The 13,951-nt window shown below is 64.5% G+C and carries 15 protein-coding genes and 2 pseudogenes; 2 read left to right on the top strand and 15 right to left on the bottom strand.

The window, feature by feature from the left end:
* From ACCC94_RS21305 to rpoE, 13 genes and pseudogenes are all read right to left on the bottom strand, one after another.
* Positions 1-77: pseudogene (locus ACCC94_RS21305) on the bottom strand (DUF1698 domain-containing protein); the annotation flags it as partial.
* Positions 68-799: pseudogene (pdxJ, locus tag ACCC94_RS21300) on the bottom strand (pyridoxine 5'-phosphate synthase); the annotation flags it as partial. The pseudogenes pdxJ and ACCC94_RS21305, both read right to left, overlap by 10 nt.
* The gene (gene recO, locus ACCC94_RS21295) at positions 792-1,496 is read right to left on the bottom strand and encodes a DNA repair protein RecO (RefSeq protein WP_413351523.1); all 705 of its coding nucleotides are present in this window, start codon (positions 1,494-1,496) and stop codon (positions 792-794) included. The pseudogene pdxJ and the gene recO, both read right to left, overlap by 8 nt.
* Positions 1,497-1,584: 88 nt before the next feature.
* On the bottom strand, positions 1,585-2,526 hold the full coding sequence (gene era, locus ACCC94_RS21290) for a GTPase Era (protein ID WP_413351521.1): 942 nt from the start codon (positions 2,524-2,526) through the stop codon (positions 1,585-1,587).
* Positions 2,519-3,211 carry a ribonuclease III gene (gene rnc, locus ACCC94_RS21285; protein ID WP_017517395.1) on the bottom strand — a complete coding sequence of 231 codons (693 nt, stop codon included), beginning with the start codon at positions 3,209-3,211 and terminating at the stop codon, positions 2,519-2,521. Before rnc ends, era begins: the two co-directional genes overlap by 8 nt.
* On the bottom strand, positions 3,208-3,585 hold the full coding sequence (locus ACCC94_RS21280) for a DUF4845 domain-containing protein (protein WP_413351520.1): 378 nt from the start codon (positions 3,583-3,585) through the stop codon (positions 3,208-3,210). The genes rnc and ACCC94_RS21280 overlap by 4 nt, the downstream gene beginning before the upstream one ends.
* Before the next feature lie 143 nt (positions 3,586-3,728).
* Positions 3,729-4,583 (bottom strand): signal peptidase I, encoded by an 855-nt coding sequence (gene lepB, locus ACCC94_RS21275; protein ID WP_017517393.1) that lies wholly within the window; start codon positions 4,581-4,583, stop codon positions 3,729-3,731.
* A 5-nt stretch (positions 4,584-4,588) separates the two neighbouring features.
* Entirely contained in the window at positions 4,589-6,388 is a 1,800-nt protein-coding gene (lepA, locus tag ACCC94_RS21270; protein WP_413351519.1) for a translation elongation factor 4, read from the bottom strand.
* 147 nt (positions 6,389-6,535) lie between these two features.
* The gene (locus ACCC94_RS21265) at positions 6,536-7,966 is read right to left on the bottom strand and encodes a DegQ family serine endoprotease (protein ID WP_413351518.1); all 1,431 of its coding nucleotides are present in this window, start codon (positions 7,964-7,966) and stop codon (positions 6,536-6,538) included.
* 36 nt (positions 7,967-8,002) lie between these two features.
* Positions 8,003-8,464 carry a SoxR reducing system RseC family protein gene (locus tag ACCC94_RS21260; protein ID WP_413351517.1) on the bottom strand — a complete coding sequence of 154 codons (462 nt, stop codon included), beginning with the start codon at positions 8,462-8,464 and terminating at the stop codon, positions 8,003-8,005.
* Positions 8,461-9,405 (bottom strand): MucB/RseB C-terminal domain-containing protein, encoded by a 945-nt coding sequence (locus tag ACCC94_RS21255; RefSeq protein WP_413351516.1) that lies wholly within the window; start codon positions 9,403-9,405, stop codon positions 8,461-8,463. Before ACCC94_RS21255 ends, ACCC94_RS21260 begins: the two co-directional genes overlap by 4 nt.
* 21 nt (positions 9,406-9,426) lie before the next feature.
* Positions 9,427-10,011 (bottom strand): sigma-E factor negative regulatory protein, encoded by a 585-nt coding sequence (locus tag ACCC94_RS21250; RefSeq protein WP_413351515.1) that lies wholly within the window; start codon positions 10,009-10,011, stop codon positions 9,427-9,429.
* 31 nt (positions 10,012-10,042) lie between these two features.
* Complete coding sequence (rpoE, locus tag ACCC94_RS21245; protein WP_017516654.1) at positions 10,043-10,627, bottom strand: RNA polymerase sigma factor RpoE; 585 nt, start codon at positions 10,625-10,627, stop codon at positions 10,043-10,045.
* Between the two features lie 458 nt (positions 10,628-11,085).
* On the opposite strand from rpoE, the gene nadB reads away from it, so the two are divergent.
* The gene (nadB, locus tag ACCC94_RS21240; protein ID WP_413351514.1) at positions 11,086-12,702 is read left to right on the top strand and encodes an L-aspartate oxidase; all 1,617 of its coding nucleotides are present in this window, start codon (positions 11,086-11,088) and stop codon (positions 12,700-12,702) included.
* Here nadB and ACCC94_RS21235 read toward each other — a convergent pair.
* Both ACCC94_RS21235 and ACCC94_RS21230 read right to left on the bottom strand, forming a co-directional pair.
* Positions 12,671-13,123 (bottom strand): protein YgfX, encoded by a 453-nt coding sequence (locus tag ACCC94_RS21235; RefSeq protein WP_413351512.1) that lies wholly within the window; start codon positions 13,121-13,123, stop codon positions 12,671-12,673. The genes nadB and ACCC94_RS21235 overlap by 32 nt on opposite strands.
* Positions 13,107-13,361: a succinate dehydrogenase assembly factor 2 gene (locus ACCC94_RS21230; protein WP_017516651.1), complete on the bottom strand. Its 255-nt coding sequence runs from the start codon at positions 13,359-13,361 to the stop codon at positions 13,107-13,109. Before ACCC94_RS21230 ends, ACCC94_RS21235 begins: the two co-directional genes overlap by 17 nt.
* Before the next feature lie 159 nt (positions 13,362-13,520).
* Between ACCC94_RS21230 and ACCC94_RS21225 the strand changes: the two genes are divergently transcribed.
* Positions 13,521-13,951 (top strand): YgfZ/GcvT domain-containing protein (locus ACCC94_RS21225; RefSeq protein WP_413351511.1); only part of this gene is annotated, 431 nt, incomplete at its 3' end.

The following is a 13,951-nucleotide window of genomic DNA, read 5'->3' as shown; positions in this document are numbered from 1 at the left end:
TAACGGTCCTCGGGCACCAACACGGTGTTCACGTCGCCTTCCACCACCAGGGTTTCCAGCACCAGTTCGCCGCCACGATCAGCGCCTTCATCTCCGCAACCGCCTGCTTGAAGCCCACGAACAGCGCATGGGCGACGATGGCATGGCCGATGTTCAGCTCGTTGATCCCGGCGATCGCCGCGACCGGCTCGGCATTGTGGTAATGCAGGCCATGGCCGGCGTTGACGATCAAACCATGGGACAAGCCGAACTCCACGCCATCGCGGATGCGCGCCAGCTCATGGGCCGCTTCGGCCGGGTTGTGCGCGTCGGCATAACGGCCGGTGTGCAGCTCCACCGCCGGCGCGCCAATGCGTGCGGAGGCTTCGATCTGGCGCTGGTCCGGATCGATGAACAGCGACACCTCGCAGCCGGCGGCGGCCAGGCGTTGGACCGCTTCGCGGATGCGCGCTTCCTGGCCGGCGACGTCCAGGCCGCCTTCGGTAGTCAGTTCCTGGCGGGTCTCCGGAACCAGGCAGACGTGCGCCGGGCGGATGATCTCGGCGAACTTCATCATCTCCTCGGTGACGCCCATCTCGAAATTCATGCGGGTCTGCAGCACTTCGGCCAGCACGCGCACGTCGCGGTCCTGGATGTGCCGGCGATCTTCGCGCAGGTGCACGGTGATGCCGTCGGCGCCGGCTTCCTCGGCGTCCAGCGCGGCTTTCACCGGGTCGGGATAACGGGTGCCGCGGGCCTGGCGCAGGGTGGCGACGTGGTCGATGTTCACGCCGAGCAGGATACGGTTGGCTTCAGTCACGGGAGTTGTCCTTGCGATTCATGAAGAGCTCGCGGCTGACCAGCGGTCGGCCGCCAAGATGGGGCGCCAGGGCCTGGCGCATCAGGCGCTTGGCCGCCGCCAGGGCGCCGGGTGCGCTCCAGTCGGCTTCGGCCATGGCCAGCAGATCGGCACCGTGGAACAGCCCGGGCTGCAGACTGCCGACCGGTTCGAGGCCCGAGTCTGGCTGCAGGCGGTAGAGACCATCGGGCGCCACAGCCTGGCCGACGATATCGGTGTCCAAGGAAAAACCATAGCCCAGGTCGTCCAGCAGCCGCCATTCGAAGGAGCGCAGCAGCGGCTCCAACGGACTCCCGGCCGCCAGCAACGGCAGCGTCGCACGGTAATGCTCGAACAGCACCGGGTGCGGGTCTTCCGCCGGCAGCAGGCGGATCATCAGCTCGTTCAGGTACAGGCCGCTGAACAACGCTTCGCCACTGAGCAGGTTGGGGATGCCATGGGGCTCCAGGCGCACGACGTTCTTCAGGTCGCTGCGCCCGCGGAACTCGGCTTCCAGCGGCACGAACGGTCGCGCCAGCGCACCCGCCTTGCCCCTTGCGCCACGCAGGACGGCGCGCAGGCGCCCCTGCGGGGTGAAGAAATCCACCAGCGCGCTGGTTTCCTTGTAGGGACGGCTGTGCAGGACGAAGGCGGCTTGGGCTGTAGAAGCGAGGCTCATGGCGCTGCGCCTGGAGTGGGAGTCGGGAGGCGGGCGCGCTCAGGTGCCCGGAGGATGCGCCCCGCGAGTGCTCGCGGGGCGCCGAAGGTCAGAGGTCGCCGTAGCCCAGCGAACGCAGTGCGCGCTCGTCGTCGGACCAGCCGCCTTTCACCTTCACCCAGAGGTTGAGCATGACCTTGGAGTCGAACAGCACTTCCATGTCCTTGCGGGCATTCTGGCCGATGCTTTTGATGCGCTCGCCCTTGTCGCCGATGATGATCTTCTTCTGGCCGTCGCGTTCCACCAAGATCAGCGCGTGGATGTGCAGGATCGGACCGTCCTGCTTGAACTCTTCGATCTCCACGGCGACCTGGTACGGCAGCTCCGCGCCCAGCTGGCGCATGATCTTCTCGCGCACCAGTTCGGCGGCGAGGAAGCGGCTGCTGCGGTCGGTGATCTGGTCTTCGGGGAAGAAGTGGTCATTTTCCGGCAGGCGCTCGGCCACCAGGCCTTCCAGCACGTCGAGGTTCTGCCCGTGCTGGGCGGAAATCGGCACGACTTCGGCGTTGGGCAACTGCTCGGCCAGCCACTGCAGGTGCGGCAGCAGCTCGCCCTTGTCTTCCATGCGGTCGACCTTGTTCACCGCCAGCAGGACCGGGCAGCTCACGTACTTGACCTTGTCGTAGACCATCTGGTCTTCGTCGGTCCAGCGGTTGCGGTCGACGACGAAGATCACCACGTCGACGTCCTTCAGCGCGGCGCTGGCCGAACGGTTCATGTAGCGGTTGAGCGCCTTGTCGTTGTCCTTGTGCAGGCCGGGGGTGTCGACATACACCGCCTGCACGTCACCCTCGGTCTTGATGCCCAGCAGGGTGTGCCGGGTGGTCTGCGGCTTGCGCGAGGTGATCGCCAGCTTCTGCCCGAGGATGTGGTTGAGCAGGGTCGACTTGCCGACGTTGGGGCGGCCGACGATGGCGACGTAACCGCAACGAACGGCTCCTGCTTCATCGTGCTCGGATGGGTCGTGCTGGTCTTGCTCGTGCTCACTCATGGCCATTCTCCACGCCCAGGGCCGCCAGCGCAGCGGCGGCGGCCACCTGCTCGGCGATGCGGCGGCTGCCGCCGTGACCGTGGGTCTTGTCGTTCAGCAGGGCCACCTCGCACTCCACGAAGAAAGTGCGGCAATGCGGTTCGCCCTGGATGTCCACCACGTCGTAACGCGGCAATTCGCACCCGCGCGACTGCAGGAATTCCTGCAGGCGGGTCTTGGGGTCCTTGTTGGTATCCACCGGGGTCAGCTCGCGCAGTTGCGGGCCGAGCCAGTCCATGATCCGCTCGCGGGCGGAATCCATGCCGGTGTCCAGGTAGATGGCGCCGATCAGCGCCTCCATGGCGTCAGCCAGGATCGACTCGCGGCGATAACCGCCGCTTTTGAGCTCGCCCGAGCCCAGTCGCAGGTAATCCCCGATCTCGAAACCGCGGGCCAGCAGGGCCAGGGTCTCACCCTTCACCAGTCGCGCACGCAGGCGCGACAACTGGCCTTCGCGGGCCTGGGGAAAGTGGGTGAACAGGGCTTCGCCGATGACGAAGTTGAGGATGGCGTCGCCGAGGAACTCCAGGCGCTCGTTGTTGCGCCCGGCGAAACTGCGATGGGTCAGCGCCAGGACCATCAGGTCCTGGTCGCGGAAGGTGTAGCCAAGCTTGCGCTCGAGTCGATCCAGACTGTTGTTACTCACGGCATTCGTACACGGAATTCTTTGTCAAATTTGACCACCAGGTCGATGTTCTGCACCAGTGGCTCGCGTTTTTCGTATTTCAGGTGGGCACGGAACTCGTTGTTCTCGAGCTTCACGTCCAGGGCATCTTCCAGCTTGAGGTCGCGGATGTTGTTGAGCATCAGCGCCTTGCTCACGTAGGAGTAGAACTCCGGGACGCTGCGCACTTCGGCGGCCTTGTCGGTTTCCACCGAGGTGATGGCCTTCTCGATGGCGTAGTAGTCCAGGTAATGCGGGATGATCTTGAACGCCGCACTGGCGAGAAACGCCACGACGGCGAGAACGACCAGCCAACCCAGCAACGACATACCCTTTTGCGAACGTGCGTACGTCATATCGACCTCATGTCGGTATCTTTCTTATTTGCCCGCCAACCGCGGCGGATCCAAGTGAAGCGGGGCTGCCTCGCTCCCCGCGTGCAGCCCCGCCCTTTTTCTAGCACCGTTCCAGCCTGGTCGGCCTGCAACGTCTCACAAGTTTAGTGAATCACGCCGACTCGCGAGAAATTCGGCAGATTGCGCATCTTCGGATCCGGCCAGCTCATCCAGACCGCGAACGCCTTGCCGACGATATTGCGGTCCGGAACCATGCCCAGCAGGTCCTTCGGGATCTTCGGGTCGTTCCAGTAGCGGCTGTCGTTGGAGTTGTCGCGGTTGTCGCCCATCATGAAGTAATGGCCGGCCGGCACTTTCCACTGCTTGCCCGGTTCGATGCGGAAGCGGGTCATTTCCTTGCGGATCATGTGCTCCACGGCGCCCAGCTTCTCCTGGTACAGGGTCACGCTGCCCAGGGTGCCCGGCTCCTCGCCCACCAGCGACTCGGCCACGGCCTGGTCGTTGATGTACAGGCGCTTGTCGCTGGTGTAGCGGATGGTGTCGCCCGGTACGCCGATGACGCGCTTGATGTAGTTGATGTTCGGGTCGCTGGGGTAGCGGAACACCATGACATCGCCACGCTGCGGGTCACCCACCGGGATCACCTTGGTGTCCAGCACCGGCAGGCGGATGCCGTAGGCGAACTTGTTCACCAGGATGAAGTCGCCCACTTCCAGGGTCGGCTTCATCGACCCCGACGGGATCTGGAAGGGCTCGACCAGGAACGAACGCAGCACCAGCACGATGAACAGCACCGGGAAGAACGACTTGCCGTACTCGACGAGCACCGGCTCCTTGTTCAGTTTTTCCAGCACTTCCGGGTCGGGCTCGCCGACCGTGCCCTCGTAGGCGGAAATGGCTGCCCGGCGGCGCGGTGCGAACAGCACCAGGTCCACCAGGGCGAGAACGCCGCACACCGCGACGGCAATCACCAGCAACAGCGGGAAATTCAGGGTCATAGGGTTCAACTGTCCACTTTGAGCACAGCGAGGAAGGCTTCCTGCGGAATCTCCACGCTACCGACCTGCTTCATCCTTTTCTTACCGGCCTTCTGCTTCTCCAGCAGCTTGCGCTTACGGCTCACGTCACCACCGTAGCACTTGGCCAGCACGTTCTTCCTGAGCGCCTTGACCGTCGAGCGGGCGATGATCTGCCCACCGATGGCCGCCTGAATCGCGACGTCGAACATCTGCCGCGGAATCAATTCCTTCATCTTCTCCACCAGCTGACGGCCCTTGTAAGGGGCGTTGTCGCGGTGGACGATCAGGGCGAGGGCGTCGACCTTCTCACCGTTGATCAGCACATCGAGGCGAACCAGGTTGGCCGGCTCGAAGCGGTCGAAGCTGTAGTCCAGCGAAGCATAGCCACGGCTGGTGGACTTCAGGCGGTCGAAGAAGTCCAGCACCACTTCGTTCATCGGCAGGTCGTAGATCACCTGGACCTGGCCGCTGAGGAAGTGCATGTCGCGCTGGACGCCGCGCTTCTCGATGCACAGGGTAATGACGTTGCCCAGGTGCTCCTGAGGCACAAGGATGGTCGCGCGGCAGATCGGTTCGCGCATTTCGTCGATGGACGAGAGGTCGGGCAGCTTGGACGGGTTGTCGACATAGAGGATGTCGCCGTTCTTCTGCACGATCTCGAAGATCACGGTCGGCGCGGTGGTGATCAGGTCCAGGTCGTATTCGCGCTCCAGGCGCTCCTGGATGATCTCCATGTGCAGCATGCCGAGGAAGCCGATGCGGAAGCCGAAGCCCAGGGCCTCGGAGCTTTCCGGCTCGTACTGCAGCGCGGCGTCGTTCAGGGTCAGCTTCTGCAGGGCTTCGCGGAAGTCCTCGAAGTCATCGGAGCTGACCGGGAACAGGCCGGCGTAGACCTGCGGCTTGATGCGCTTGAAGCCCGGCAGCACATCGACATCGGGAGTGTTGTTCAGGGTCAGGGTATCGCCCACCGGCGCGCCCAGGATGTCCTTGATGCCGGCAATGATGAAGCCCACTTCGCCGGCCTTGAGGTCCGCAGTCTCGGTGTGCTTCGGGGTGAAGACGCCGACACTGTCCACCTGGTGGATCTTGCCGGTGGACTTCACCAGGATCTTGTCGCCTTTCTTGACGCGGCCGTGCTTCACACGCACCAGCGAGACCACGCCCAGGTAGTTGTCGAACCAGGAGTCGATGATCAGCGCCTGCAGCGGCGCGTCGATATTGCCTTCCGGGGACGGAATGGTCGCCACCAGGCGCTCCAGCACCTCGTCGACGCCCATGCCGCTCTTGGCCGAGCAGGCCACAGCGTCGGTGGCGTCGATGCCGATGATGCTTTCGATCTCGTCCTTCACGCGGTCCGGATCGGCCTGCGGCAGGTCCATCTTGTTCAGCACGGGCATCACTTCCAGGCCCTGCTCGATGGCGGTGTAGCAGTTGGCGACCGACTGCGCTTCCACGCCCTGGCCGGCATCCACCACCAGCAGCGCGCCTTCGCACGCAGCCAGCGAACGACTGACTTCGTAGGTGAAGTCGACGTGGCCGGGGGTATCGATGAAGTTCAGCTGGTAGGTCTTGCCGTCCTTCGCCTTGTAGTGAAGGGTGACGCTGTGCGCCTTGATGGTGATGCCGCGCTCGCGCTCCAGGTCCATGGAGTCCAGTACCTGGGCCTCCATCTCGCGGTCGGACAGGCCGCCGCACATCTGGATGAAGCGGTCTGCCAGCGTCGACTTGCCATGGTCGATGTGGGCGATGATGGAGAAATTGCGGATATGACTCAGGTCACTCACGGCGAACACACTCGGAAGGCTGAAGGCGGCGGTCCGCCGAAAAATAGCCGGGGAGTTTACCTGACTACAGCCTGATGCGTCACGCCGCGCCGGACGGTCAGGCATGAAAAAGGGCGACCGAAGTCGCCCTTTTCTGGTGCGTCGACCTTACTCGGTCAGTTTGAAGGTGATGAAGCTCGCACGGCCCTGGCGCAGTACGCGCATGGAGATCGAGCGATCCTTCGGCAGCGCCTTGGCGATCTCGCTGAAGGTTTTCGAGGAATCCACCGCGCGGTTGTTCAGGTGGGTGATGACATCGCCCGGACGCAGGCCGATCATGGCTGCCGGACCACCCTGCACTTCCTTGATCACCACGCCGCCCTTGATGTCCAGGGACTTGCGCTGCTCGGCAGTCAGCTCCGCCACGGTCACACCCATGCGGTTGCTGCTGCGCTCGGCACCCTTGCCCTCGACGGCGGCAACGGCGTCGTCGTCGTCCGGCAGACTGCCGATGGTCAGGCTCAGGTTCTGGCGCTTGTTGTCACGGATGACTTCCAGGCTCGCCTTGTCGCCCGGCTTCATGTTGCCCACCAGATGCGGCAGGTCGGCGGATTCGTTGATGGTCTGGCCGTTCAGGCTCAGGATCACGTCACCCACCTGCAGGCCGCCCTTGGCCGCCGGGCCGTCTTCCACCAGCTGCGCAACCAGGGCGCCGGCCGGCTTGTCGAGACCGAAGGATTCGGCGAGGTCCTTGTTCACTTCCTGGATCACCACGCCCAGCCAACCGCGGTTGACCTTGCCGCCGGCTTTCAGCTGATCGGCGACGTTCAGCGCCACATCGATAGGGATCGCGAAAGAAAGCCCCATGAAGCCGCCGGAGCGGGTGAAGATCTGCGAGTTGATACCGACCACCTCGCCCTGCAGGTTCAGCAGCGGACCGCCGGAGTTGCCCGGGTTGATCGCCACGTCGGTCTGGATGAACGGCACGTAGTTCTCGTTCGGCAGGCTGCGGCCCTTGGCGCTGACGATACCGGCGGTCACCGAATGGTCGAAGCCGAACGGCGAGCCGATGGCCAGCACCCACTCACCGACCTTCAGCTTGTCGGAATCGCCCAGTTTGAGCGTCGGCAGGCCCTTGGCGTCGATCTTCAGCACGGCGACGTCGCTGCGCGGGTCGGCGCCGACCAGCTTGGCCTTGTGCTCGCTGCGGTCGGACAGGCGCACGAGGATCTCGTCGGCGTCGGCCACCACATGGTTGTTGGTCAGGATGTAGCCGTCATCGGAAATGATGAAGCCCGAACCCAGCGACTGGGCCTCGCGCTGCTGGCCACGGGGCGCCTGGCCCTGACCGCCCTGGCCACGGGGAATGCTGCGCTCGAAGAATTCGCGCAGGCCCGGCGGCAGGCCGTCGAGGTCCGGAATGCCCATCTGCGCGTTGGAGCGGTCGGGAATCTTCTGGGTGGTGCTGATGTTGACCACCGCCGGCGAGGCTTTCTCGACCAGCGGGGTGAAGTCCGGTAGTTCAGCCCGCGCGGTGGCCGCCAGGCTCAGGGCCAGCAGGGCGACCAGCGCAGCCATGCTGCGTTTCAGGGTTTGCATTGACTACAGCTCCCGTGATGTTGATTGGGAAGATCACTAAACAGGGCCGGGCGGCCCGCCGACCAGCGCACGCAGCACAACCGGTTGCATCGCCGGATCATCCGCATGACGCCGCGCGAAGCGGCGCACAAGCAGCCAGGCCAGCAGGAAGCCCGCCAACCCGGCCACGATGATGAGAGGTTCCCCCAGATCGAGGCGCGCCGCCAGTAGTGCCAGCGCGAACAGGCCGATCAGAGGAGAAAGATAGAAAAGCAGGGCGCTTTTGAGCAGGAAGTCTTCGTCCATGCCCAGGAGGATTTCATCGCCAGGCTTAAGACTCGATGAAGCCGGAGGCGGCAGGATCAGCGTGCAACGCCCGCGGGAAACGCCGAGCCGCGCCAGCAGCCCATGGCCGCAGCCGGTGCTGGCCGAACAGCCCGAGCAGGTGGAGCGGCGCAGCGTTTCGACCTGGACAGCTCCAGAGTCGACCGCAATCACCCTCCCCCGCTCGTGGATCACTGTGGCTGGGCTCCCGTTGGCCGCATGGACAACGCCACGCGTTCGGCCGTGCCACTGGGTATCTCGCCGACCACGGTCACCATGGTCCCGCCGTCGTCACTGGCGAACCGCCTGGACACCACGGTGGTCGGGCCCAATTGGGTGCGGGCATCGTCGACCTTGGCGCCGTGCAGCGGTTCGAGGAACACCGAGAAGCGCGCCAGGCCGTCGCCATAGGCCAGGCACAGGACCTGGTCATTGGAAACCGGACTGCGCTCCTGCAGCGTGCTGTTCAGCGTGAAGCCCGGCGGCACCCATTCCGAATGCCAGTTGGTCTTCACTTCGGCGACCTTGGTTTCCTTCACCGGCTTGCAGGCCGCGCCTGGCTGCAACTCGCCATCGCCCGGTGCGGACAGGTCGAGGCGGGTGAACTGCAGGCGCTCGATGATCTGGCCCTTGTCGTTGAGCAGCAGGGACTTGAGCGGCAGGCCGGTCTGCTTGTCCACGTGCAGTTCGAAGCCGTAGCGGTGCTGATCGCGCGGGATCACCGCCAGCACCACCGCCGGACGGTCGGCAATGCGCGACTCGCCAGCGACGCGAACATCGTAGTAGGAAGAAAGGTCGGCAGGATTGAGTTTGCGGGCCGGCCACATCTCGCCCGTGGAAACCTGGCCGGACATGCCACCACCTACGCACTGGGTGGCGCCATCGACGCGCACCACTTCCTGGCGCGGTCCGTCGACCTGGACCAGACGTTCGCGCACGGAACCGTCGCTCTCCACACGATGCCAGACATCGTGGGTGGAGAAGGCCCCGCTGCGCTCGTAGATGAAAGTACCCTGGAAGTTCTGTTTCTGATCAGCCTCGGAGAGGCGCTTGATCCAGTCCAACGCATCGGCGGCCTGAACTGGCAATGCCAGCAGGCCACCGAGGAAGAACAACAGTGCTGTCTTCGCGCGCATGTCGCTCCTTAAGGTCGCAAATCAGCGGCTTTCCAGGCTCGCGGCGCGTGCGTAAGGCAGGGCGCTGTCGGTGCCGCTGACGGCGGACTGCTGCGCGTGTTGACGCAGATAACCCGGAAGACGCTGGTCATGCCAGGTGGTCTGCCCACCCTGGGCATTGGTGATCACCTGCGGCGCCTCGTCCTGAGTGTAGCCTGCCAGTACCGCCGGGCCTTGCACTTGCGGCAGGGCGATCTGCGGAGTGGCGCCTTGCTGGGCAAGGCCGCTGGCGACACTGTCATCCTGGTGGTACAGGCGCACCCCGGCCAGCACTGCCAGCGTCACCGAAGCGGCGACGGCCAGGCGGCCAACGTTGCGCCACGGATTGCGGCTGCGTTGCGCCGGCGCGGCTTCATCGGCCAGCGCGGCCGACACGGCGGCGGCAATGTCCAGCTTGGGCATTGCCGGCTCACGGTGCATCACTGCACTGGCCAGCTGGTAGCGGGACCAGGTGGCCCGCAATTCGGCGTCCTCGCCGCAGGCTGCAAGCACACGCCGCAGCTCCAGCTCGTCCGCTTCGTTATCCATAACAGCGGACAGCGACTCCTGCAGGGCTTCACGACTCATAGCGGTACCTCTCTTGGCTTCTGCCGCTGTATCAGACTTCATCATGCAGCAAAGGCTGCAAAGCTTTGTCGATCGCTTCCCGCGCACGGAAGATCCGTGAGCGGACAGTTCCCACCGGACACTGCATCACGGTGGCGATATCTTCGTAACTCAGACCTTCGAATTCACGCAGGGTCAAAGCCGTGCGCAAATCATCGGGCAGCTGCTGGATGGTGCGATGGACCGTTTCCTCGATCTCATCCCGCAGCATGGCTCTTTCCGGCGACTCGATATCCTTCAGGGCGTGATCGCCGTCGAAGAACTCCGCGTCCTCTGCCGTGACATCGCTGTCCGGCGGCCGCCGACCGCGCGCAACCAGATGGTTCTTCGCGGTGTTGATGGCGATACGGTACAGCCAGGTATAAAAGGCACTGTCGCCCCGGAAGTTACCCAAGGCGCGGTACGCCTTGATGAACGCTTCCTGTGCAACGTCCTGGGCTTCCTGGGCGTCGTGCACGAACCGCACGATAAGTCCCAGAATCTTGTGCTGGTACTTCAGCACCAGCAGGTCGAAAGCCCGTTTGTCTCCGCGCTGTACCCGTTCAACCAGTTGCTGATCCTGTTCCTGGGTTAGCATGAATGCTCCTCTGAGTACCTGGAGGAGCTTCGAGCACCCTGGTGAATCGTCCTGCCAAGATAGACTCGGGTCTTTTGCAAAAGTTCTCCCCTCCAAGCATGCGCCGCACAGTTTTTTCACATTGGCGGCATTCGGACCCCGACATGTGTCCGAAGCCTGTCAAATTCAACTGCACCGGGCGGAACACCCGCTCCCCTTCCGCACAATGTCAATCTGCGCGCAAAGTGGATTGGGTATTCCGAGTTCGAACTGGAATTCGTAAGAAAGTTCCGATGAACCGACTGACTCCCAGGCAATTTCCGACAACACCGCTTTCGCCTGACCGGCCAGCCCGAGCGGGACGAAACGCCCCGCCCTAAGGCAGCTGTCTGAGAGCCAATCCTTCGGTGTCATTGGTTCGCCAGTATTGTGCCGTGCCCCCCTTCTATATACTAGGGCGCCATTTTGTGGAGCCGGGTATGAGTCAGCATTTCCAGCACGATGTCCTAGTGATCGGCAGCGGGGCCGCCGGCCTGACGCTGGCGTTGACGCTGCCTTCGCACCTGAAGATTGCCGTGCTGAGCAAGGGCGAACTGTCCCAGGGCTCCACCTTCTGGGCCCAGGGTGGGGTGGCGGCCGTGCTGGACGACACCGACACCGTTGAATCCCATGTCGAAGACACCCTGGTCGCCGGCGCCGGACTGTGCCGCGAGGACGCGGTGAAATTCACCGTCGAGCACAGTCGCGAGGCGATCCAGTGGCTGATCGAACAGGGCGTCCCCTTTACCCGCGACCATGAACCGGGGCGCGAGGACGGCGGCTTCGAATTCCACCTGACCCGCGAGGGCGGCCACAGCCACCGGCGAATCATCCACGCCGCCGACGCCACCGGCGCCGCCATCTTCAATACGCTGCTGGAACAGGCGCGCCAGCGGCCGAACATCGAACTGTTGTCACAGCGGGTCGCCGTCGACCTGATCACCGAGCGCAAACTCGGGATGAGCGGCCAGCGCTGCCTGGGCGCCTATGTGCTGGACCGATCCAGCGGCGAAGTGGATACCTTCAGCGCGCGCTTCACCGTGCTCGCTTCCGGCGGCGCCAGCAAGGTCTACCTCTATACCAGCAACCCGGACGGCAACTCCGGCGACGGCATCGCCATGGCCTGGCGCGCCGGCTGCCGGGTGGGCAACCTGGAATTCAACCAGTTCCACCCGACCTGCCTGTACCACCCGCAGGCCAAGAGTTTCCTGATCACCGAGGCGCTGCGTGGGGAAGGCGCCCTGCTCCGCCTGCCCAACGGCGAGCGCTTCATGCCGCGCTTCCATGCCCTGGGCGAACTCGCCCCGCGCGACGTGGTGGCCCGCGCCATCGACCACGAAATGAAGCGCCTGGGTATCGACTACGTCTACCTGGACATCAGCCACAAGCCCGCCGAGTTCATCCGCGAGCACTTTCCCACCGTCTATGAGCGCTGCCTGGACTTCGGCATCGACATCACCCGCGAGCCCATCCCGGTGGTGCCGGCGGCGCATTACACCTGCGGCGGGGTGGTGGTGGATTCGCAAGGCCGTACCGACGTGCCGAACCTCTACGCCATCGGCGAGACCACCTTCACCGGCCTGCACGGCGCCAACCGCATGGCCAGCAATTCGCTGCTGGAATGCTTCGTCTACGCCCGCTCCGCGGCGGCCGACATCCTCGCCGAACTGCCCAAGGCGCAGGAACTGGTCGCGTTGCCCTGCTGGGATGCGAGCCAGGTGACCGACTCGGACGAAGACGTGATCATCGCCCACAACTGGGATGAGCTGCGGCGCTTCATGTGGGACTACGTGGGCATCGTGCGCACCAACAAGCGCCTGGCGCGCGCCCAGCACCGGGTGCGCCTGCTGCTGGACGAGATCGACGAGTTCTACTCCAACTACAAGGTCAGCCGCGACCTGATCGAACTGCGCAACCTGGCGCAGGTGGCCGAGCTGATCATCAACTCCGCCATGCAGCGCCACGAGAGCCGCGGCCTGCATTACACGCTGGACTATCCGGACCTGCTGCCCGAGGCCCGCGACACTATCCTGGCGCCGTCCACCTACTGCGGCTGAAGCGCAGCCGCACGCGCAGGCGCCGGTGCAATTCCGGCGCCAGGGCGTCGGCGGGGACGCAGACGCTGCGCGCCAGCCAGTCGCCGGGACGACGGAAACGCAGGACGATCAATGCCGGCAGCGCCAGGCTGTCCGGCATCAACTGCACCGGTTGGAACCCCTCCCGCTCGCTCCACAACTGCCAGCCATCGGCGTTGTGGCGTAGCGCACGCAGCGAATCCGGCGCGCGCAATAGAATCCGCCCCGGCACCGCCCAGCAGGCATGCAGCAGGCAAAGGCTCAGGCCGAGGGTTTTCCAGTGCAGGGGGATATCCGCGAGCAGCAGCGCCAGGACGGCGCCCGATTGCGCGGCGAGGTAGGCCGCGAGCAAACCGATGGACGGTTGCCAGCGGCACTCGAAGGGATCACTTCGGCTGGACACGGTCCAGGATCATGCGAACGATGATGCGCAGGTCGGCATCTTCCGGCTCGCCGCGCTGCATGAACCAGCCGAACATGTCCTGGTCCTCGCACTCCAGCAGCTTGCGGAAGCGCGCCTGGTCCTCGGCGGGCAGCCCCGGATAGACCTCCTGGACGAAAGGCACCAGCAGGACGTCCAGCTCCAGCATGCCGCGGCGGCTGTGCCAGAAAAGGCGTTTGAGTTCGGTTTCGTCGGTCATCTGCGGGGGTCCTCTCATGTACATCGGGTCGCTCGCGAAGTCGACGCACCGCGCGAGCCGAGCGGCATTATACGCATGCCCGGCGCCCCCGGCACCCGCTGACAAGGCAGGGGCCTGGGCTCTATCATGAGGCCCCTAACTTTCTTCCAGCGAATCGTGATGACCGACTCTGCTTTCTACACCGAACTCAATCACGAAGGGATTCTCGCCGTCCGTGGCGCGGACGCCGGCAAATTCCTCCAGGGCCAGCTGACCTGCAACCTCAATTACCTCGATGCCGAGTATTCCAGCCTCGGCGCCCGCTGCACGCCCAAGGGCCGCATGACCTCCAGCTTCCGCATCCTCGCCGAGGGCGATGGGTTCCTGCTGGCCATGGCGAATGACCTTGTGGACAGTCAGTTGGCGGACCTGAAGAAATATGCGGTGTTCTCCAAGGCCACCCTCTCCGACGACAGCAGCCAGTGGGCGCGCTTCGGCCTGAGCGGTGCGGATGCTCTCCTCGCCGAGCTGGGCCTTGGGCTCTCCGGCGAAGCCGACCAGGTAGCGCGGGCCGACGGCCTGATCGCCATCGGCCTGGGCCAGGGCCGCGT

The sequence above is a fragment of the Pseudomonas sp. Pseusp97 genome (assembly GCF_047304025.1).
GTDB lineage: Bacteria > Pseudomonadota > Gammaproteobacteria > Pseudomonadales > Pseudomonadaceae > Pseudomonas.
The sequence above is the reverse complement of the archived record's forward strand: the minus strand, read 5'-3'. Positions and strand labels throughout refer to the sequence as shown.

Bases quoted from the DNA above. Each gene is read 5' to 3' on its own strand.
- recO (WP_413351523.1), bottom strand. From the start codon at position 1,496: ATGAGCCTCGCTTCTACAGCCCAAGCCGCCTTCGTCCTGCACAGCCGT.
- era (WP_413351521.1), bottom strand. From the start codon at position 2,526: ATGAGTGAGCACGAGCAAGACCAGCACGACCCATCCGAGCACGATGAA.
- ACCC94_RS21280 (WP_413351520.1), bottom strand. From the start codon at position 3,585: ATGACGTACGCACGTTCGCAAAAGGGTATGTCGTTGCTGGGTTGGCTG.
- lepB (WP_017517393.1), bottom strand. From the start codon at position 4,583: ATGACCCTGAATTTCCCGCTGTTGCTGGTGATTGCCGTCGCGGTGTGC.
- ACCC94_RS21265 (WP_413351518.1), bottom strand. From the start codon at position 7,966: ATGCAAACCCTGAAACGCAGCATGGCTGCGCTGGTCGCCCTGCTGGCC.
- ACCC94_RS21255 (WP_413351516.1), bottom strand. From the start codon at position 9,405: ATGCGCGCGAAGACAGCACTGTTGTTCTTCCTCGGTGGCCTGCTGGCA.
- ACCC94_RS21250 (WP_413351515.1), bottom strand. From the start codon at position 10,011: ATGAGTCGTGAAGCCCTGCAGGAGTCGCTGTCCGCTGTTATGGATAAC.
- rpoE (WP_017516654.1), bottom strand. From the start codon at position 10,627: ATGCTAACCCAGGAACAGGATCAGCAACTGGTTGAACGGGTACAGCGC.
- nadB (WP_413351514.1), top strand. From the start codon at position 11,086: ATGAGTCAGCATTTCCAGCACGATGTCCTAGTGATCGGCAGCGGGGCC.
- ACCC94_RS21230 (WP_017516651.1), bottom strand. From the start codon at position 13,361: ATGACCGACGAAACCGAACTCAAACGCCTTTTCTGGCACAGCCGCCGC.